General features: G+C 71.4%; 18 protein-coding genes. 8 read left to right on the forward strand and 10 right to left on the reverse strand.

Annotation, left to right across the window (positions count from 1 at the left end):
- Positions 1-2 precede the first annotated feature (2 nt).
- The 3 genes from ACIG87_RS02010 to ACIG87_RS02020 all read right to left on the reverse strand — a co-directional run bounded on the left by ACIG87_RS02010 (position 3) and on the right by ACIG87_RS02020 (position 3,491).
- Positions 3-932, reverse strand: a complete 930-nt coding sequence (locus ACIG87_RS02010; RefSeq protein WP_396847265.1) for an ABC transporter permease — start codon at positions 930-932, stop codon at positions 3-5.
- Positions 929-2,563, reverse strand: coding sequence for an ABC transporter substrate-binding protein (locus ACIG87_RS02015; protein ID WP_396847267.1), 1,635 nt, complete (start codon positions 2,561-2,563; stop codon positions 929-931). Before ACIG87_RS02015 ends, ACIG87_RS02010 begins: the two co-directional genes overlap by 4 nt.
- A 388-nt stretch (positions 2,564-2,951) precedes the next feature.
- Positions 2,952-3,491: a flavin reductase family protein gene (locus ACIG87_RS02020; protein ID WP_396847269.1), complete on the reverse strand. Its 540-nt coding sequence runs from the start codon at positions 3,489-3,491 to the stop codon at positions 2,952-2,954.
- A 602-nt stretch (positions 3,492-4,093) separates the two neighbouring features.
- Here ACIG87_RS02020 and ACIG87_RS02025 point away from each other — a divergent pair.
- Entirely contained in the window at positions 4,094-4,294 is a 201-nt protein-coding gene (locus ACIG87_RS02025; RefSeq protein WP_396847271.1) for a hypothetical protein, read from the forward strand.
- 51 nt (positions 4,295-4,345) lie between these two features.
- Here the strand turns inward: ACIG87_RS02025 and ACIG87_RS02030 are convergent, their stop codons facing one another.
- From ACIG87_RS02030 to ACIG87_RS02045, 4 genes are all read right to left on the reverse strand, one after another.
- Positions 4,346-4,495, reverse strand: coding sequence for a hypothetical protein (locus ACIG87_RS02030; protein WP_396847272.1), 150 nt, complete (start codon positions 4,493-4,495; stop codon positions 4,346-4,348).
- Positions 4,496-4,560: 65 nt separating this feature from the next.
- Positions 4,561-5,001, reverse strand: coding sequence for a DUF4395 domain-containing protein (locus ACIG87_RS02035; protein ID WP_396847274.1), 441 nt, complete (start codon positions 4,999-5,001; stop codon positions 4,561-4,563).
- Positions 5,002-5,203: 202 nt separating this feature from the next.
- Positions 5,204-5,767: a thioredoxin family protein gene (locus ACIG87_RS02040; RefSeq protein ID WP_396847276.1), complete on the reverse strand. Its 564-nt coding sequence runs from the start codon at positions 5,765-5,767 to the stop codon at positions 5,204-5,206.
- A gap of 415 nt (positions 5,768-6,182) precedes the next feature.
- A complete protein-coding gene (locus ACIG87_RS02045) occupies positions 6,183-7,520 on the reverse strand; it encodes a glycoside hydrolase family 43 protein (protein WP_396847277.1) in 1,338 nt (445 codons plus the stop codon).
- An 80-nt stretch (positions 7,521-7,600) separates the two neighbouring features.
- Between ACIG87_RS02045 and ACIG87_RS02050 the strand changes: the two genes are divergently transcribed.
- Positions 7,601-8,782 (forward strand): ROK family protein, encoded by a 1,182-nt coding sequence (locus ACIG87_RS02050; RefSeq protein ID WP_396847279.1) that lies wholly within the window; start codon positions 7,601-7,603, stop codon positions 8,780-8,782.
- A 283-nt stretch (positions 8,783-9,065) separates the two neighbouring features.
- Here ACIG87_RS02050 and ACIG87_RS02055 read toward each other — a convergent pair whose 3' ends face one another.
- Positions 9,066-9,530 (reverse strand): RidA family protein, encoded by a 465-nt coding sequence (locus tag ACIG87_RS02055; protein ID WP_396847281.1) that lies wholly within the window; start codon positions 9,528-9,530, stop codon positions 9,066-9,068.
- A gap of 28 nt (positions 9,531-9,558) precedes the next feature.
- Here ACIG87_RS02055 and ACIG87_RS02060 point away from each other — a divergent pair, with 28 nt between their 5' ends.
- The 3 genes from ACIG87_RS02060 to ACIG87_RS02070 all read left to right on the forward strand — a co-directional run bounded on the left by ACIG87_RS02060 (position 9,559) and on the right by ACIG87_RS02070 (position 11,363).
- Positions 9,559-9,945: a winged helix-turn-helix transcriptional regulator gene (locus ACIG87_RS02060; protein ID WP_396847283.1), complete on the forward strand. Its 387-nt coding sequence runs from the start codon at positions 9,559-9,561 to the stop codon at positions 9,943-9,945.
- A gap of 433 nt (positions 9,946-10,378) precedes the next feature.
- Positions 10,379-10,918 (forward strand): hypothetical protein, encoded by a 540-nt coding sequence (locus ACIG87_RS02065; protein WP_396847285.1) that lies wholly within the window; start codon positions 10,379-10,381, stop codon positions 10,916-10,918.
- A 67-nt stretch (positions 10,919-10,985) separates the two neighbouring features.
- Positions 10,986-11,363: a hypothetical protein gene (locus tag ACIG87_RS02070; RefSeq protein ID WP_396847287.1), complete on the forward strand. Its 378-nt coding sequence runs from the start codon at positions 10,986-10,988 to the stop codon at positions 11,361-11,363.
- Positions 11,364-11,927: 564 nt separating this feature from the next.
- On the opposite strand, the gene metH is transcribed toward ACIG87_RS02070, so the two are convergent.
- Positions 11,928-15,431 carry a methionine synthase gene (metH, locus tag ACIG87_RS02075; RefSeq protein WP_396847591.1) on the reverse strand — a complete coding sequence of 1,168 codons (3,504 nt, stop codon included), beginning with the start codon at positions 15,429-15,431 and terminating at the stop codon, positions 11,928-11,930.
- 272 nt (positions 15,432-15,703) lie between these two features.
- On the opposite strand from metH, the gene ACIG87_RS02080 reads away from it, so the two are divergent.
- Both ACIG87_RS02080 and ACIG87_RS02085 read left to right on the forward strand, forming a co-directional pair.
- Positions 15,704-16,573, forward strand: a complete 870-nt coding sequence (locus tag ACIG87_RS02080; RefSeq protein ID WP_067305527.1) for a PAC2 family protein — start codon at positions 15,704-15,706, stop codon at positions 16,571-16,573.
- Positions 16,574-16,685: 112 nt separating this feature from the next.
- A complete protein-coding gene (locus ACIG87_RS02085; RefSeq protein WP_396847289.1) occupies positions 16,686-17,477 on the forward strand; it encodes a GntR family transcriptional regulator in 792 nt (263 codons plus the stop codon).
- Between the two features lie 20 nt (positions 17,478-17,497).
- On the opposite strand, the gene ACIG87_RS02090 is transcribed toward ACIG87_RS02085, so the two are convergent.
- Positions 17,498-18,130 (reverse strand): LysE family transporter, encoded by a 633-nt coding sequence (locus tag ACIG87_RS02090; protein ID WP_396847291.1) that lies wholly within the window; start codon positions 18,128-18,130, stop codon positions 17,498-17,500.
- A gap of 68 nt (positions 18,131-18,198) precedes the next feature.
- On the opposite strand from ACIG87_RS02090, the gene ACIG87_RS02095 reads away from it, so the two are divergent.
- Positions 18,199-18,645, forward strand: a complete 447-nt coding sequence (locus ACIG87_RS02095; RefSeq protein WP_396847293.1) for an Lrp/AsnC family transcriptional regulator — start codon at positions 18,199-18,201, stop codon at positions 18,643-18,645.
- The last annotated feature ends 86 nt before the right edge of the window (positions 18,646-18,731 follow it).

Here is an 18,731-nt window from a genome sequence, read left to right on the forward strand (position 1 = left end):
CGTCAGCTCCTTCGCAGGCGCGGGTCGACGAGCAGGAAGGTCAGGTCGGCGGCGGTGTTGACCACCACGTAGCCGACGGCGGAGAGCGTCACCACGGCCAGCACCACCGGCATGTCCCTGCTGGTCACCGCCGTCAGGGTGACCTGTCCGAGGCCGGGCCGGCCGAACACCTGCTCGACGATGACGGCGCCGCCGAGCAGGATGCCGAAGAGCCAACCGGCGAGGGTCACCGCCGGCAGCAGGGCGTGCCGCAGGGCGTGGCGCAGCAGCACCACCCGCTCCCGCACTCCTCGCGCCCGCGCGGTCAGCACGAACGGCTCGTCCAGGGCCCGGTCCAGACCGTCGCGCAGCACCTGGGCGAGCAGGCCGGCGATGGGCAGGGCGAGGGTCACCGCCGGCAACACCAGGGCGGCGGGGTCCTGGTCACCGGCGACGGGGAACAGCCCGTACCGGAACGACAGCACGCTGAGCAGCACGATGCCGATCAGGAACGGCGGGGTGGAGACGAGTAGCAGTTCGACGCCGGAGCTGGCCCGGCGCGGCCACTGCCGGTGACGGCCGGCGGTGGCGACCGCCACCACGACGGCCAGCAGCACCCCGAGTCCGGCGGCGGCGACGGCCAGGGTCGCGGTGGGGGCGAGCTGCTCGCCGATGACCTCGGCGACCGGACGTTGCAACAGGTAGGAGCGGCCCAGGTCACCGCTGGCCAGCCGCCACAGGTAGTCGAGGTACTGCACGACCGCCGGCCGGTCCAGGCCCCACTCGGCGATGATCTGGGCGCGGATCTGCGGGGTGTCCGCGCCGTCGCCGACGATGCTGTCCACGGTGTCCCCCGGCGCGGCCAGCAGCGCCAGGTAGGCGGCGGTGGCGGCGACCCAGAGGACCACGAGTCCGCTGGCGACCCGGCGGGTCGCCGCGCGCAGCAGTCTCATTTCGCGATCCACAGGTCGTAGGCGCTGGCGGGCACCCCGGCGGTGGGTTCGAAGCACACCCCGCCGACGGCGGTGCTGGCGGCGATCTGGTCGGCCGGGGCGTAGAGCGGCAGGGCCAGCGCCTGGTCGGCGACGACCCGCTGTTGCAGATCGGCGTAGATCGCGACCCGGCGGGACTGGTCGGTGCTGCTCTGGCCGGCCTCCAGGAGCTTGTCGACCTGCGGGTCGTTGATCCTGGTGCGGTTGATGCCGCCGTCGGAGTGCAGCAGCAGGTTCAGCGCCGCCCCGGCGTCGGTGTCGGCCCGGGAGTTGTCGAAGACCTCGTACTCGTTCTTCTCGAACGCCTGCTGGGACGTGCCCTGGTCGACCAGGGAGATCTTGAGGTCGATGCCGGCGCTCTGTTTGACCGCCGCCTGCACGGCCTGGGCGAGCACGTCGCGGCGGTCCCGGACGTACGGGGCGGCCTGCACGAGTCGTACGGTGAGCCGCCGGCCGTCCCTGGTGCGGTAGCCGTCGGCGTCGCGGCCCGTCCAACCGGCCTGGTCGAGCAGGCTGTTGGCCCTGGCGGCGTCGCCGCCGTAGCTGCCTTCCAGGCGCTTGTCGTAGAGCGGGCTGGACGGGCTGACCACGCTCCACGCCCGGATGGCGGTGTCCTGGTATACCGACGACAACACGGTGTCGACGTCGAGGGCCTCCCGGAACGCCTGCCGGACCCGCAGGTCGTCGAAGGGCGCACGGGAGACGTTGAAGTAGTACGCGTAGGCGGAGCCGGAGTTCAGCTCGCGGGTCAACCGCAGCCGGGGGTTGCCGGTGATCAGCGGCTGGTCGGTGGCGGGGACGCCCTCGATGAGCTGCACCTGGTTCGAGGTGAGGGCGCCGACCCGGACCGCGGACTCCTTGAGGAACCGGTAGGTGATCTCGTCGAGGTGGGCCGGCCCCGTATGGGTGGCGGTCGGCGGGGCCCAGTCGTAGCCGGGGTTGCGCGTGTAGTGCAGCTCCTGGCCGGGAACGTAGCGGTCCAGCACGAACGGCCCGGTGCCGACGACGTCGACGCCGCCGGCCTTGAGGTTCTTCGCCTCACGCAACGACTTCGGGGACACCTGGGCGCCCTGCGGGGAGGCCAGGAAGTCGAGGACGAGCACGTCCGGGGCGATCAGGGTGAGCCGTACGGTGTGCGGGTCGACGACCTCGACGGCCTTGAGGTTGCGCAGTTGCACGGCGGCGACGGCGGGCGCGTACCCGGGCTCGCGGAGCTTGTCGAAGTTGGCCTTGACGGCGGCGGCGTCGAACGGGGTGCCGTCGGTGAAGGTCACCCCGGCGCGCAGCGGGAGGGTGTAGCTCAGTCCGTCCGGCGCGGCCTGCCAGCCGGTCGCCAGCCAGGGCACCAGCTTGCCCTGATTGTCGTAGGTGAGCAGCGACTCGAAGCTGTTCCAGACCAGCAGGCGGGCCTTGGCCTGGGCGTACTGGTGCGGGTTGAGGGTGATCGGCTCGGTCTCGACGGCCCAGGTGAGGGCGCCGCCGGAGCGGGGCTGTCCGGCGGCCTCGACGGCCGGGGTGGTGGCGGTGGCGCAGCCGGCGGCGAGGGCCAGCACGGCGACGGCGGCGAGGGTCCGCAGGGGGCGGACGGGCATGGCGGTATCTCCTGTCCAGGCAGGCGGAGGCGGGTACGCCGACACCCGGCCGGTGCGCGGGGCGCGGGCCGGTGAAGGGTGTCGGAGGATGCGGCGGTCAGCTCGGCGGTGAGCCCCACCTCGACGGGCCGGTGTGGCGCGTCAGGTACGGGTGCGGGTGCCGGGTCAGGCCAGACAGGAACTCGACCACACCCGACCGAAGTCGATGTGGCCGCGGATCGTCAGCCGCAGCTCGCTGGACATGAGCCGAGTCCATCTCCGGGGTGCCGGTGGTGTCAACGAAACGCGCGGCGGATGTCGGCTATCGCACGCGGGAGCGCTGATCCGTTGACGCAATGCCTACTAAAGCCATAGGATTTAAAGGAATTCTGTCCGGTGGGCAGGCCGGTCAGGCGGCGGGGCGGCGGGCCGCGCCGTCCGGGCCGCCGGCCAGACCGGCGTAACGACCCCGGTGGTACAGCAGCGGTGAGCCGACGTCGGCGTGCCGGACCAGCTCCGGTTCGGCGAGCACGATCGCGTGGTCGCCGACGGTCACCCGCTCGACCACCCGGCAGAGCAGCCAGGCCAGGGTCTCGTCGAGAATCGGCACCCCCTCCGGCCCGACCCGCCACCGGGTCGGTGCGGCAAACCGGTCGATGCCGCTGGTGGCGAAGGTGCGGGCCAGTTCCTGCTGGTGGTGGGCGAGCAGATGCACCACCACGTGCCGGGCGTGGGCCACTGTGGACCAGCTCGACGAGCCGAGGTTCAGGCAGAACGAGACGATCGGCGGGGCCAGCGACACCGAGGTGAACGACGTGGCGGTGAAGCCGACCGCCGGAGTGCCGGGCGCGGTGACCACGGTGACGGTGCTGGCCTGATGGCGCAGCAGCGTACGCAACGCGTCGGCGTCGGCCTCGACCGGTGGTGGGAGGTGGGCGGGCTCGGTCATCTGGTGGGCCTCCTGCGAGCGGATCGGAGGGTCACGGCTGCGCGACGGGCGCGTGCCGCTCGTACGGGATCTTCTCGCCGGCCCCGACGGCCACCGGCAGCCGGTTCTCCACCCGGGGTGGTCGGGACGTCGGGGCCGTCCACCGCGACGGGCCACCTCACGGGGGACGGCACGGCCGGTCAGGCGACGAAGGACGGTCCGGGACAGCGCTGCGCGGCGACCCGCATCAGGTCGACGACCCGGCGGGAGGTGAACAGCCGAACAAGCAGCATGGATCGATTTTCCTACCGAAGCAATAGGATTTCAAGCCCCCGGTGCGAACGCATCCTTCCCCGGACGCCAGGCCGCTCCCCGCACCACACGGCGACCGCTCGCCGCAAGCGCACCGGAAGTGGACCGTAAGCCGCCGCTGGCAGTGTTCCCGGCAGCAGAGGACAGCAACCCGCGAAGCCAGGAGCACCGCGGTGGTGCCATGAGCCACGCATCCGTCAACGGCCTGTCCCTCCACTACGAGTCGCACGGCACCGCCACCGGTCGTCCGCTGGTGCTGCTCCACGGCGCGCTGGCCGGCGTCGGCCGTACCGGGCCTGACCGCTCCGACCATGATCGTGCTCGCCGATTCCGACATCGTCCGGCCGGAACACGCGGTGGAGATGTTCCGGCTGCTCGGTGGCGGGGTGCCCGGCGACCTGACCGGGCTTCCGGCGTGCCGGCTGGCCGTCCTGCCCGGTACGACCCACACCACCGTGCCGCACCGGGCACGGTGGCTGGCCCCGATGATCGACGAGTTCCTCGACGCCTGACCGGACGGCCACCGGCTCCGCACGGATCCCCCGACCGTTCGGCGGTCCGGCTCAGGGCAGGGTGAGCGGTTGGGCCTGGTAGGACCGGTGCAACAGAGCGAGGAAGGACGGTGCGGCGGGCAGCGTGGTGACACCGACCCGGTGCACCGGCACGCCTGGCGTCCAGGAGTTCATGACCGCTGCCCCGGCCAGCCAGGTCACACGTCACTCCCGCGGTAGGGACCACGGGGACGGTACACCGGCCCCGGGGCGGACGGCGGACGGCGTCAGGACAGGCCGGCGGGCACCCGGGCGGCGATCGGTCGGCCCGCCAGCCGGCGCAGGGCGAGGTACCCGACGCAGCCGAGGCAGAGGTCGAAGGCCGCGTTGAGGAAGGCCGCGGCCAGCGCCGCGCCGGTCGCGGCGAGCCCGAGCACCGGTACGCCGGCGAGCTGGCCGATCGCCGCGACGACCACGAAGATCAGGCCGACGAGCTGTGCGAAGCGGACCGGCGCGGCGGGTTCCAGCTCGGTGGGCGGGGCGAGCCGGGGCGCGACGACGGCCCGGTAGAGCAGGCCGTACGGGCCGAGGCGGGGATTGATCGCGGCCACCGCGAAGACCACCGCCTGCGCGATCAGCAGCACGGGTGACCCGGTGACGAGGGCGGCGGCGAGGACGACGGTGGTGACGGCGGCGGCGAACCGCGGCGCACGGGGGTCGAGCAGCATGAGGGGGTCCGTTCAGCCGGGCTACTCCGGCACCCGAAGGTCGGGGCCGGCGCGGGTGGGCGGGGTCAGTCGGAGGCGGCCTGCGGACAGCGGCTCGCCGACATCCGGCCGTGGTCAACGGCCCGCCGGCGGGTCAACGCGGTGCCGGCCATCAGCCGGCTCCGACTCATCAGCCGGCTCCGACTCATCGTCCCGCCGGCACTCATCGGCCGGCTCCGGCGAGCAGCGGCCCGAGCGCGGCGATCAGCTCCTGCCGGTCCGGTACCCCGCTCACCCGCTGGACGACCTGTCCGCCGGTGTCCACCACCAGCACGGTCGGGGTACGCCAGATGTCCAGTTCCCGGGCCGCGTCGAGGTGCTGTTCGGCGTCGACTTCCCGCAGGTGGAGCCCGTCGACCTGTCGCTGCACGTCTTCCAGGACCCGGCGGGTGGCCCGGCAGGGGGCGCAGACCGCCGACGAGAACTGCACCAGGGTGACGGCTCCGGCGGGCACCCCGAGCGCGGTGAGGGTAGGCGACGGTTCGCCCTGCGACCCGGCGGTCCCGGTCGCGGGGGTAGCCGGGCGGATCCGGCCGTCGCTCCGCTTCCACCACCAGCCGAGGACGGAGGCGAGGGCGAGCACGCCGACGAGCACCAGGAGGCTGGTCGGAGTGGAGTGCCGCACGGTCCAAGCCTGCCACAACCGGCGGCGGGCGACGCCCGCCGTCCGGATGATCCGCGCCACCTCCACCTGCGGATACCCGCCGACGGCAGCCCGGCATGTCATATCAACTGGGTAGAGTTTACGCATTGCGCTCCCGGGCCGGCCGGAACTGCCGCACCGGGCGAGCCGCCGCCGGGCGACGGGCGACGGGCGACGGGCGACGGGCGACGGGCGACGGGCGACGGGCGACGGGCGACGGGCGACGGTACGGCACCGGCGACAGGTCACCAAAGTCGGCCCCGGCGTCCTTCAACTCGTAGAAGCGGCCTGGGTGGTCGAACACCTCCCCCGCGGGTGAGCCGGCGCACGATCTGCCAGTACTCGGCGCTGAGCTGGTAGCGCTCGTCGTGGTCCAGGTGCAGGCCGTAGCGGCGCAGCGCGCCGGTGTAGCCGCCTCGGCGAGGATCTCGGCGGCCTCCTGCTGCCCGGCGACGAACGCGTCCGATCGGACCTTCGACCGCCAGCCGCCGCCGTTCGGTCAGGACAACGGCGTGGTGATCGTGTACGAGGCGTCCCCGGCGAAGGTGCTGCCGGCGACGTACGGGTCGACGCGCAGCGCGTAGTCGTAGTGGCGCAGGTAGCGGCCGGGATGGTTCCACGACTCGAAGGAGTAGCTGCCGCCCCCGGCCAGCCCGGTACGGCTGCAGAAGGTGGCGTCCCCGGCGAAGACGGCGCTGCCGTCGTTGCTGGCGAGCCGGATCGTGAAGTCCCAGTGCCGCAGGTAGGAGCCGTTGACCGCGCGGAACGAGTAGCAGGAGGCGTTGGCGAGTCCGGCGACGACCTGGAAGGTGGCGTCCTGCCGGTCGGCCAGCGGGCTGCCGCTGGTCAGCACGTCGATGCGGGCGAGGTTGTCGCGGTGGCGGACGTACCGGTCGGGGAAGTTGGCCGAACGCAGGGAACGGTTGCCGGTGGGCGGGGCGGAGGTGTCGCCGACGCTCTCCCGCAGCACGGTGAAGTGCCGCACCGTGCCGGACAGGCCGGACAGTTCGGTCTTGGCGCTGAAGCCGAACAGGTCGCTGCTGTCGGCGGAGTAGTAGCGGCCGGCGCCGTACTGGTCGAAGTAGATGCGCCACCGGTTGTCGGGCAGCCGGACCACGGCGGGGCCTTCGAGGCCGGCGCCCCAGCCGGCCCAGTTGCCGGTGCCGACCCAGCTCCACGGGCCGGTCAGCGAGGTGGCGGTGGCGTGCTCGATGTACTTGGTGGTCTCGTTCTTCATGAAGTTGTGATAGGTGTTGCCGACCTTGACGATGAAGCTGTCGATGTGGTTGGTGCCGATGCCGCTGAGCGGGGCCGGCGCGCTCCACGCCGACAGCGCGGTGTTCGTCGCGGTGATCCGGTAGGGCTGGAACTGCCCGGCCGTGCCGGTCTGGGAGACCGAGACGACGATGTGGACGCTGCCGTCGCTGTCGACGAACCACTCGGGGGCCCAGGTGCTGCCGTTGGCCGGGGCGACGGAGATGGTCACGTTGCGCTGGAACGTCCAGCTCAGGTAGTCGGCGCTGCGGGCGATGCCGATGGTGTTGCCGGTCCACCCGGTGGTGTAGACGAGGTAGTAGTAGCCGTCGGTGTGCCGGATGACGCTGGGGTCGCGGACCAGCCCGGACGGCGGGGTGTAGGCGTTGGCCCGCTGGAGGGTGAACCGGGTGGCGTCGGCCGAGTCGTACACGTACATGTTGGATTCGCTGCTGTTGGTGAACGCGGTCATCAGGTAGTGCGGGACCGGCCCGGCGGCGTTGGCCCGCGCGGGTGCGGCGACCAGCAGGCCACCGAGCACGCAGAGCACCGCCGCCAGAGCGGCGTACCGGAGACGTCCCATCGACACACCCCTTTCAATAAATCGACAGCTGTCATCCTGCACTATTGCCATGGCTTTTCGTAAGTGTTGCGATAAGCGGCATGGCCCGGACCTCCCGCGACATCCGTTCCGCCAACCGGCTCACCGTCGTGCAACAGGTCGTCGCCGCCGGCACCACCAGTCGGCAACGCCTCGCCGCCGACACCGGCCTCAGCCTCGCCACCGTCGCCACCCTGGTCGGCGAGCTCACCGACCTCGGGCTGCTCACCGAGGCCGGCCGGGAGGACTCCGGCGGCGGACGCCCGCGCGGACTGGTCACCGCCAACCCGCACGGTGGCCTGCTGATCGGCGTCGACGTCGCCGAGACGTACGTGCACGTCGACCTCTTCGACACCACGCTGACCCGGCTGGCCGGGGCCGAGGAGGCGCTGCGCCCCCTCGAACGCCGCCCCCACCAGGTCGTGTCGCACATCGTCAGTGGTATCGACGCCGTCCTGGCCGGCACCGACACCCCCGTGCTCGGGGCCGGCGTCAGCATCCCCGGGCAGGTCGACCGGGAGGGCGGCGTGTCGGTGTTCGCGCCCAACTGGGACTGGCACGACGTACCGCTGCGGGACCTGCTCGCCGACGGCCTCGCGCTGCCGCTGCACCTGGACAACCCGCTGCGCGCGGCCGTGCTCGCCGAGCTGTGGGCCGGGGCCGCCCGGGGTCGCGACGACGTCGCCGTGATCAACCTGGGCACCGGTGTCGGCGCGGGCCTCGCCTTCGCCGGGGCCCTCTACCGGGGCAGCAGCAACAGTGCCGGGGAGTGGGGGCACACCACCCTGGTCCTGGACGGACGGCTCTGCCGGTGCGGCAGCCGAGGCTGCGTCGAGGCGTACGTCGGCGCGCCCGGCATCATGCAGACGCTGCGCGACCTGGCCCCGACCAGCCCGCTGCTGCACCCGGAGGACCAGACCGCCACCCTCGACGCCCTCGCCGCCGGGCTCACCGCCGACGACCCCACCGCCGCCAAGGTCGTCGTCGAGACCGCCCGCTACCTCGGGGTCGCCGTCGCCGACCTGATCAACCTGGTGAACCCCGAGGTCGTCGTGCTCAGCAGCTGGGTCGCCGACCGGCTCGGCAACCGGCTGCTCGACGAGGTCCGCACCGTGGCCGCCCAGCACGCGCTGCGCCGCCCGCTCGCCGCCACCGAGATCGTCCGCTCCCCCGTCCCCGGCAACCCCGTCAGCCTCGGCGCGGCCACCCTCGCCCTCGAAGGCTTCCTCAAGAAAGGAGGGTAGATGCGCCGCACGTTCACCGCCGCGCTGCTGCAGGGCACCGCCGACGGTACGAAGGTGACGAGCTACTCCTGCAACGGCGGCGCGAGCTGGCGCCGCCCCTGAGACGCGGTGTCGGTGGCGGCGGTCCCGGCCGTCACCGTCACCGCCACCCGCCCAGCCGGTACGTGTCGACGTTCTCCATGGTCGACCTCGCGCCCGTGATCAGCTCAGCGTCCTCGCGTGATCGACTCGTCGTCGCCGATGCGGCGGTATCCGCCCCGCGCTGCGACCCTGCGAACCCAGATCAGTCCAGGATCGCCGTTGCCTCGACCTCGACGAGGACGTCGGGCTCGAAGAGGTAGTCGACACCGATGAGCGACGACGGGGGCAGGGGTTGCGGAAGGCCGAGTTCACCCGCGACGTCCTCGACGCCGGCCATGAAGTCACCGATCCGCTCCGGCGACCAGTGCGTGACGTAGAACGTCAGGCGGACGACGTCCGCGAAACTCGCGCCGGCCCCACCCAGACCGCGCGCCGTGTTGCGGAGCGCCTGGGCGACCTGACCCCTGAGGTCACCCCCCGCGACCGGCTGCCCCGCCGCGTCGCGGCTGATCTGACCGGCGACGTGGACGTGGCGTGACCCCGACGCGACCGCGACGTGGTGATAGGGGACGGGCTGCGTCATGCCCTGGGGCGAATAAAACTGGACACCCATGTCGAACATCCTTCCTCGTATCAACCTGCAGTAGCTCATGGATACCTGGTGCACCGAGGAAACTTCAACGAGACTAGGTGTCATGGCAGATACCGACCCCTTCACGGCAGAACGTCTCCAGATCACCCCGCCGCATCGTGAACTCCTGGACCAGGTCCTCGACAAGTGGTCGCTGGAGGTGCTCAACCAGCTCTGCGAACGACCGTCACGGTTCAACGAGCTACGCCAGGCCATCCCCGCCGTCAGCCAGAAGTCGCTGAGCGCGACCCTGCGCCGGCTCGAACGCAACGGCATCGTCTCGCGGCACGTCATCTCGTCGCGGCCGGTCGCCGTCGAGTACCGCATCAGCCCGCTCGGCAAGACGCTCCGGCAGCCGGTCGACGTGCTCCTCGACTGGGCCGACCGGCACCTCGACGCCATCGAGGCGGCACGCCGGGCGTACGACCAAACCACCCCCACCACGTCGTGAACGTCGGCGCCACCGTCGGCGGGCCCGGCGTGAGCCTCAGACTCGCCCCGACGCCGCTACGCCAGCGGCACCACAGGCCCTCGCCAAGCACCGTTCAGGTCGCGCGGAACAAGCAGGTCAGTTAAGCCGAATTATCCCACCAGCCCCGACAATTACCATCACTCCGCCGCACGCCGATCCAAGCAACACTATGAGACCAAAAAACACTCCCGGAATGGCCTGTTGTCGTCGACTGACGCAACCGCCAGGACTTTCGGATATCCCCTGACCAGCAAAGACACTCGACGATCATCGTTGAGCCGGGCAGGGCGGAATTTCCGTCGCGACTGTACCGACCAGTATCCATTGCGCTTTCGAAAATGGCAGCGATAGCCTACGTCTCCGATCACACGCCATGGGTTTATTCTCAGGGCGTCCACTGACAGGAGATGACGTGCTCAGACGCTTTGCAACCGTCGGAATCGCCCTGCTGGCCTGCCTTGCGGGCACCGGCGCGGTGGCAATGCCGGCGCACGCCTCGGAGCCCGATTGTTCCCTCAATTGCGACGGTGGCGGTAGCGGTGGCGACCCGGGCCCCGGCAACCCCGGCACGCCGCCGCCGACTTCGCCGGCGTACAACCTGCAGGGCGTCATTCAACTGGAGAGCGTGGGCCACGAGGGAACCTGGCCGTTGCGCGTCGGCGGCATCAAGGTCCGTGGGTACTCCCGGCTCGCCACCTGGAGCAACGACCGGGTGGACGCCAACTACATCAACGTCCGGTGCTCCGCCACCGTGCTCAGCTACGCCACCAACGACTACGACTCCGAGAACAACGGCGCGCTCGTCGACGTGACCTTCTGGTCGCCGATCGTCCCGGTCGGTGGCGTCCCCGCCCAGTCCCGCACGGTCACGGTCAACTGCACCCACCACGCCGAGAAGAACGGCGTCAACTACGACGCCACCAGCACCGCCCAGTTCGTCATCCCCGAGTGATCCCCTGGGGTGGCCCGGTCCGGACCGGGCCACCCCAGGCCCTTCCGCCTGTTGCTACCGTCCCACCATGCGACGGAACAGCCAATGGTTGGCGGGCGGTGTGACAGTTGTCCTGGGGGTGCTGTCCGGCTGGGCTACCGGTAGTGCCGGCGGATCGCTGCAAGATGCCCCTGCCGCTGTCCTCAGCATGGCTGCCGGCCTGGGCAGCTCAGGACTGGTAGTCGGCGCGCTGGCAGGTGCTGGCAAGCAGTCGACCTGGTGGGCACCGCCGGTACTGCTCGCCGCCTTCTACACCGGCACCTGGCTGAGTTCGCCATTCCACAGCCCTGCCGGGGACACCGTCGTCCTGGTCGTCGCTGCCGTTCCGACGTCCATCGGTACCGCGCTCGGGGTCGCGATCGGCCGGTACCTCGCGTCCCGAGGGCCGGTAACCCCTCGATCGTAAGCGCTGCGCACTTCGTCCCGGGACGTTCGTCGGCGTCCGTGACCTCGGGCTGGCGTCCGCATCCGACTCCTCCCGGCTGTCCTCGCCCCGATCGGTTGCGGTCGCTGTTGCTATCGACCAGCAGTAATAGGAATACGAGACTCGCCCTTCGGGCCTAGAGTGCGATGCATGTCGAGACGGAGGGAACGCATACGTCGAGAGTTGGGCGGCTTCCTCAAGCAATACGGCCGTAGCTCTCGATCTCGTAACGGCATGGATCCCAACGACCGCAACTACAGCCACGAACTGGAAACCCAGATCAAGCGGCTGCGCCCTGAGGAACTCGACTGCCTGATGCGAGACGACGAAGTCGACGACCACTAGCCGGTGGGCAAGACGGAGTTCGATCGCGCGCCACCGGCTCCGCCGCAAGCCACCCACGGACCGATCCGGGACCGGTTGCGCGAGCGGCACGCCCACCCGGCGGGCGATCGACACTGCCTGCGGGCACGGCCCCGCACGGCCTGGCGACGGCCCGGCCGGATGACGAAACCGTCTTCGCGCAACTCCGGCCGGGTGACGGCGTCACTTGGCGTTGAAGTAGTTCGCCTCCGGGTGGTGGACGACGATCGCGTCGGTGGCCTGCTCCGGCACCAGCTGGAACTCCTCCGACAACTGCACCCCGATCCGCTCCGCCCCGAGCAGCTCCACCACCTTCGCCCGGTCCTCCAGATCCGGGCAGGCCGGGTAGCCGAACGCGTACCGGCAGCCCCGGTAGTCGTTGCGCAGCAGCCCGGCCAGGTCGGTCGGATCGCCGGTGGCGACGGTGTCGCCACCGGGCAGGGTCAGCTCGGAGCGGATCCGGCGGTGCCAGTACTCGGCCAGCGCCTCGGTGAGCTGCACGGACAGCCCGTGCACCTCCAGGTAGTCGCGGTACTCGTTGGCGGCGAACATCTTCGCGGTGTACTCGCTGACCGGCTGCCCGACGGTGACCAGCTGCAACGCCACCACGTCCAGCCCTTCGCCCTTGGGGCGGAAGAAGTCGGCCAGGCAGAGCCGCCGCTCCTGCCGCTGCCGGGGGAACGAGAACCGGGCCCGCTCGCTGTTGCCGTTCTCGTCCAGCACCACCAGGTCGTTGCCCTCGGCGTACGCCGGAAAGTAGCCGTACACCACGGCCGCCTCCAGCACCTGGTCGGCGATGAGCCGGTCGAGCCAGTAGCGCAGCCGGGGCCGGCCCTCGGTCTCCACCAACTCCTCGTACGACGGACCCTGGCCACCCCGGGAGCCGCGCAGCCCCCACTGGCCGAGGAAGGTGGCCCGCTCGTCGAGCAGCGCCGAGTAGTCGGCCAGCGGCACCCCCTTGACCACCCGGGTGCCGAAGAACGGCGGGGTGGGCACCGCCACGTCGGTCGCCACGTCGGAGCGGACCGAGGCGTCGTGCAGCTCCGGCAGCGCCTCGGTGACCATGGTGCGCTGCTTCTCCCGGCGGGCCCGCCGGGCGGCCAACGCGGCCTCCCGCTCCGGGTCGATCACCGGTGCCCCACCACGCTTGGCGGTCATCACCCGGTCCATCAGGGCCAGCCCCTCGAAGGCGTCCCGCGCGTAGTGCACCTGGCCGGGGAACATCGCCCGCAGGTCGTCCTCGACGTACGCGCGGGTCAGCGCCGCCCCGCCCAGCAGCACCGGCCACCGCTCGGCAACCCCGCGTGACGCCATCTCGGCGAGGTTCTCCTTCATGATGACGGTGCTCTTGACCAGCAGGCCGGACATCCCGATCGCGTCGGCGCGGTGCTGCTCGGCGGCGTCGAGGATCGCGTTGATCGGCTGCTTGATGCCGATGTTGACGACCTCGTAGCCGTTGTTGGACAGGATGATGTCAACCAGGTTCTTGCCGATGTCGTGCACGTCGCCCCGGACGGTGGCCAGCACGATGCGGCCCTTGCCGCCGTCGTCGACCGTCTCCATGTGCGGCTCCAGGTAGGCCACCGCCGTCTTCATCACCTCGGCGGACTGGAGCACGAACGGCAGCTGCATCTGCCCGGAGCCGAACAGCTCACCGACGACCTTCATCCCGTCCAGCAGGATGTCGTTGATGATCGACAGCGGGGACCGGCCCTGCGCCATCGCGGTGTCCAGGTCGGCCTCCAGGCCGTTGCGCTCGCCGTCGATGATCCGCCGCTTGAGCCGCTCGTCGAGCGGCAGCCCGGCCAGCTCCTCGGCCCGGGTGGCGCGCGCCGACGCGGCGTCGACGCCCTCGAACGCCTCGATGAACCGCTGCACCGGGTCGTAGCCCTCGCGCCGCCGGTCGTAGATCAGATCGAGGGCGACCTCCCGCTGCGCCTCGGGGATCTTCGACATCGGCAGGATCTTGCTGGCGTGCACGATCGCCGAGGTCAGCCCGGCCTGCACGCACTCGTGCAGGAAGACCGAGTTGAGCACCTGCCGGGCGGCCGGGTTGAGGCCGAAGGAGACGTTGGAGATGCCCAGCGTGAAGTTGACCCCCGGGTAGCGGGCGGCGATCTCCCGGATCGCCTCGATGGTCTCGATGCCGTCCCGGCGGGTCTCCTCCTGGCCGGTGGCGATCGGGAAGGTCAGCGCGTCGATGAGGATGTCCGACCGGTCCATCCCCCACCGGCCGGTCAGGTCGTCGATCAGCCGGGCCGCGACCCGCACCTTCCACTCCCGGGTACGGGCCTGCCCCTCCTCGTCGATGAGCAGCGCCACCACGGCCGCGCCGTGCTCGGCGATCACCGGCATCACCCGCGCGTAGCGGGAGTCGGGGCCGTCGCCGTCCTCGAAGTTGACCGAGTTGACCACGCACCGCCCACCGAGCATCTCCAGCCCGGCCTCGATGACCTGCGGCTCGGTGGAGTCCAGCATGATCGGCAGGGTGGAGGCGGTGGCGAACCGGCCGGCCAGCTCGCGCATGTCCTGGGTGCCGTCCCGGCCGACGTAGTCGACGCACAGGTCGAGCAGGTGCGAGCCGTCGCGGGCCTGGCTGCGGGCGACCTCCACACAGGCCTGCCAGTCGGCGGCCAGCATCGACTCGCGGAACGCCTTGGAGCCGTTGGCGTTGGTCCGCTCCCCCACCATCAGCACCGAGGCGTCCTGGGCGAACGGCACCGGGTGGTAGATGGACGAGACGCCGGCCTCGTGCCGGGGCTCACGGCGTGCCGGGGTGGCGTCGTGCAGCCGCTCGGCCAGCGCCCGGATGTGCTCCGGGGTGGTGCCGCAGCAGCCACCGATCAGCCCGACGCCGTACTCGGTGACGAACCGCTCCAGGGCGTCGGCCAGCTCCACCGGGGTCAGCGGGAAGTACGCCCCGTCGGCGGTCAGCACCGGCAGGCCCGCGTTCGGCATCACCGACAGTGGGATCCGGGAGTGCTGCGACAGGTAGCGCAGGTGCTCGCCCATCTCGGCCGGGCCGGTCGAGCAGTTCAGCCCGATCAGGTCGACGCCCAGCGGCTCGATGGCGGCCAGCGCCGCCCCGATCTCGCTGCCCACCAGCATGGTGCCGGTGGTCTCCACCGCCACGTGGCAGATGATCGGCACCTGCTGGCCCAGCTCGGCCATCGCCCGCTTCGACCCGACCACCGCGGCCTTGACCTGGAGCAGGTCCTGGCAGGTCTCGATGATCAGGGCGTCCGACCCGCCGGCGATCAGGCCGGCGGCGTTCTCCTGGTACGCGTCGCGCAGCGTCGCGTACGGGGCGTGGCCCAGGGTCGGCAGCTTGGTGCCGGGGCCGATCGAGCCGAGCACGAAGCGGGGCCGCTCCGCGGTGGCGAAGGCGTCGGCGGCCTCCCGGGCGATCCGCGCGCCGGCCTCGGACAGCTCCCGGATCCGGTGCGGGATGTCGTACTCGGCGAGGTTGGCGAGGTTGGCGCCGAACGTGTTCGTCTCGACGCAGTCCGCGCCGGCGGCCAGGTACTCCTCGTGCACGCCGCGGACCACGTCGGGCCTGGTCACGTTGAGGATCTCGTTGCAACCTTCCAGCCCCTCGAAGTCGTCGAGACTCAGGTCGGCAGCCTGCAGCATTGTCCCCATCGCGCCGTCGGCGATGAGGATCCGGTCGGCCAGCACATCCCGCAACGAAGTCCGCACGACATCAGGTTAGTGCGGCGATACCGGCGGCTGTCGACACCCGCCCCCGTCCCACTATGTGCACAGCGGGTAACCATCCCGGTTCATACCGTTTCGTCCGCTCGGCCGGCCGGGCGGACCGGCGCGGCCGACGGGCCCCGCGCGGCCCCGACACGTAGGCTGGCGGACGTGAAGGACATCAGGGACGCCACCGTGCACGGCGGGCGGGTGACCGGGTCGACCCCCGGCACCGTCGGCGACGAGCAGTGCGAGGTGACGGCGTGACCGAGTTCGACGGACTGCCGGTGCTGCGGTCCCCGGTGGCGATCGCCGCCTTCGAGGGCTGGAACGACGCCGCGGACGCCTCCACCGCCGCCGTGGAACACCTGGAACAGGTCTGGCAGGCCCGGGAGATCACCGAGATCGACCCGGAGGAGTTCTACGACTTCCAGGTCAGCCGCCCGACCATCACCATGTCCGACGGCGAGACCCGCCGGGTGGAGTGGCCCACCACCAAGTTCATGGTGGCCAGCCCCGAGGGCACCGAGCGCGACGTGGTGCTCATCCGGGGCATCGAGCCGAGCATGCGCTGGCGCACCTTCTGCCAGCAGGTGCTGGAGATCTGCCACAGCCTCGAGGTGGAGCGGGTGGTGCTACTCGGCGCGTTGCTGGCCGATGTGCCGTACACCCGGCCGTTGCCGATCAGCGGCAGCGCCTCCGACGCCCAGGCCGCCCAGCGTTACCAGCTCACCCCCACCCGTTACGACGGGCCCACCGGCATCGTCGGGGTGCTCCAGGACGCCTGCACCCGGGCCGAGGTCGACGCGGTGTCGTTCTGGGTGCACGTGCCGCACTACGCCAACAACCCGCCCTGCCCGAAGGCCACCCTCGCCCTGCTGCACCGGGTCGAGGACGTGCTCGACCTGCCGGTGCCGATGGCCGACCTGGCCGAGGAGGCCGCCGAGTGGGAGCAGCGGGTCCGCAGCGCCGCCGAGCAGGACGCCGAACTGGGCGAGTACGTGCGGGAGCTGGAGGAACGGGTCGGCGACGCGGGCATCACCCCGCTGACCGGTGACGAGATCGCCCAGGAGTTCGAGAAGTACCTGCGCCGTCGGGGCGGCTCGGCCGGGCCCACCGCCGGCTCCTGGTAGTCGCGTTCCCGGACCCCGGACGGCTGTCGTCCGGGGTCTTTCGCGTGTCCGGGGTAGCGCCGTCACCCCCTCTAGGGCATCCTAGGAACCTAGCTGTTATGAGGAGGTAGGCGTGCAGATCAACCCGGGAGCCGCCGAGTTCCCGCACCGGCAGATCGCCGCGCAGCTCAAGGCCCAGGTGCGCCGGGGCGACTGGGGGCCGGGTGAACGGCTGCCGTCCATCCCGGCCATCGCCGAGATGTTCGGGGTGGCGAAGCAGACCGTGCAGCGCGCCGTCGACCAGCTGCGGGTCGAGGGCATCCTGATCACCAAACCCGGCTCCGGCACGTACGTCCGGGGCACCCGGCGACGGCTCAACCGGCTCTCCCGGGGCCGGTACGGCGGCTTCCGGGGCTACCACACCGACCTCGCCGCCCGGTACCGCCAACAACTCGTCTCGGTCGGCCGGGCCCCCGCCCCGCCCGAGGTGGCCGACGCGTTCGGCGTCGCCGACGGCACCGAGCTGCTCTGCCGCCGGCACCTGGTGCGCACCGACGAGTCCCCGGTGGAGGTGGGCGCCTCCTGGTTCCTGCCGAAGGACACCGCCGGCACCTCCCTGGAACGGGCCGAGGCGTTCGGTCGCCCGCTCTACCAGGAGGCCGAGGAGGCCACCGGCCGGCGGTACGCCACCGCCGCCGACACCATCAGCGCCCGGCAGCCCAGCCGGGACGAGGCGGAGACCCTCCAGATCCGCCCCGACACGCCGGTGCTGCACCTGCTGCACGTCGCCTACGACGCCCACCGCAAGCCGATCGAGGTCGCCCAGGCCACCTGGCCCGGCCCGATGACCACGCTCACCGAGGAGTACCAGGTCCCCGCCCCCGCGCCGGACCCGGACCCCGACCCCGGCCTGGTCCTCGGCTGAGCGGGCGGGCGGGTGGCGGTTCAGGTGCTCGCGGTCACGACGATGACGGTCACGCCCAGCGCGACGACGACCACCGAGGCGGCCACCCCGAGCGCGTCGGCGACCCGTCCCGGGATGGCGGCCCCGAGGACCGCGCCGATCGCCGCGAGCGCCATCTGCCACAGCAGCGAGGCGAAGCCGGCGGCGACGACGAACACGGCGGGACCGAACCACGTGCCGGTCGTGGTGGTCACCACCCCGGCCAGGGCGAAGAAGTACACCAGGGTCAACGGGTTGATCGCGGTGAGGGCCACGAACCGGGCGTAGACCGACCGGGACCGGGGGCCGGCTGCTTCGGGACGGTGCACGGCGGGAGAACGACGCAGGGCGATCAGTTGATAGCCGCCCAGCGCGATGATCACCGCGCCGGAGAGGTAGCGGGGAGCGTCTCCCCACGAGGCGATCACCGGCGCGAGGGCGGCCCCGGTGAGCAGCGCGACCAGGCAGTAGAGGGTGTCGACGGTGGCCACGCCGGCCGCCGCGGCCAGACCGCTGCGGTAACCGCGCAGCATCCCCTCACGGACGATCAACACCCCGATCGCCCCCAGCGGCATCGCCACCCCCAGCCCGGCAGCGACCCCCGCGATGACCAGCACCACGATTTCATCAGGCATCCGCCGAGTCTGGGTGACACCGGCGGGCAGCCCGGAGCGATGCGCGGTGGGCCGGTAAGATTCTCCGTGTGGACGCGGTGGACGAGCATATTCTCGGCATCCTGCAGGACAATGCGAGGTGTTCGTTCAGTGAGATCGGCCGGCAGGTCGGCCTGAGCACGAATGCCGCCGCCGCCCGGGTACGCAGGCTGGAGCACGACGGGGTCATCCTCGGCTACACCGTCGTCACCGGCCACGACGCGCCGATACCCCGGGGTGGGCTGGAGGTGTTCATCGACGTACGCCTCGACGCCGGCACCGACTACGAGACGTTCGTCGCCGCCATCGCCCCGATCGAGCAGATCATCGACGCGGTGCACATGACCGGCCCGTACGACTACCTGCTGCGGGCCCGGCTCCCCGACACCGCGGCCCTGGACTCGCTCCTGCGTCGGCTCAAGAAGAACTGCGGCGTGGTGCAGACCCAGACCCGTGTCGCGCTGCGCCAGCCCACCGCACGACGTGGCGGTCGCTGAGCACCCGCACGGCACCCACACCCGAGGCGCTGCCGGGACACCCCTCACGGTCAGCGGCCGAGTCGCACCAACCGGGTGACCCGCCC

The organism is Micromonospora sp. NPDC051925 (assembly GCF_044548625.1).
In the GTDB taxonomy this organism is placed as follows: domain Bacteria; phylum Actinomycetota; class Actinomycetes; order Mycobacteriales; family Micromonosporaceae; genus Micromonospora.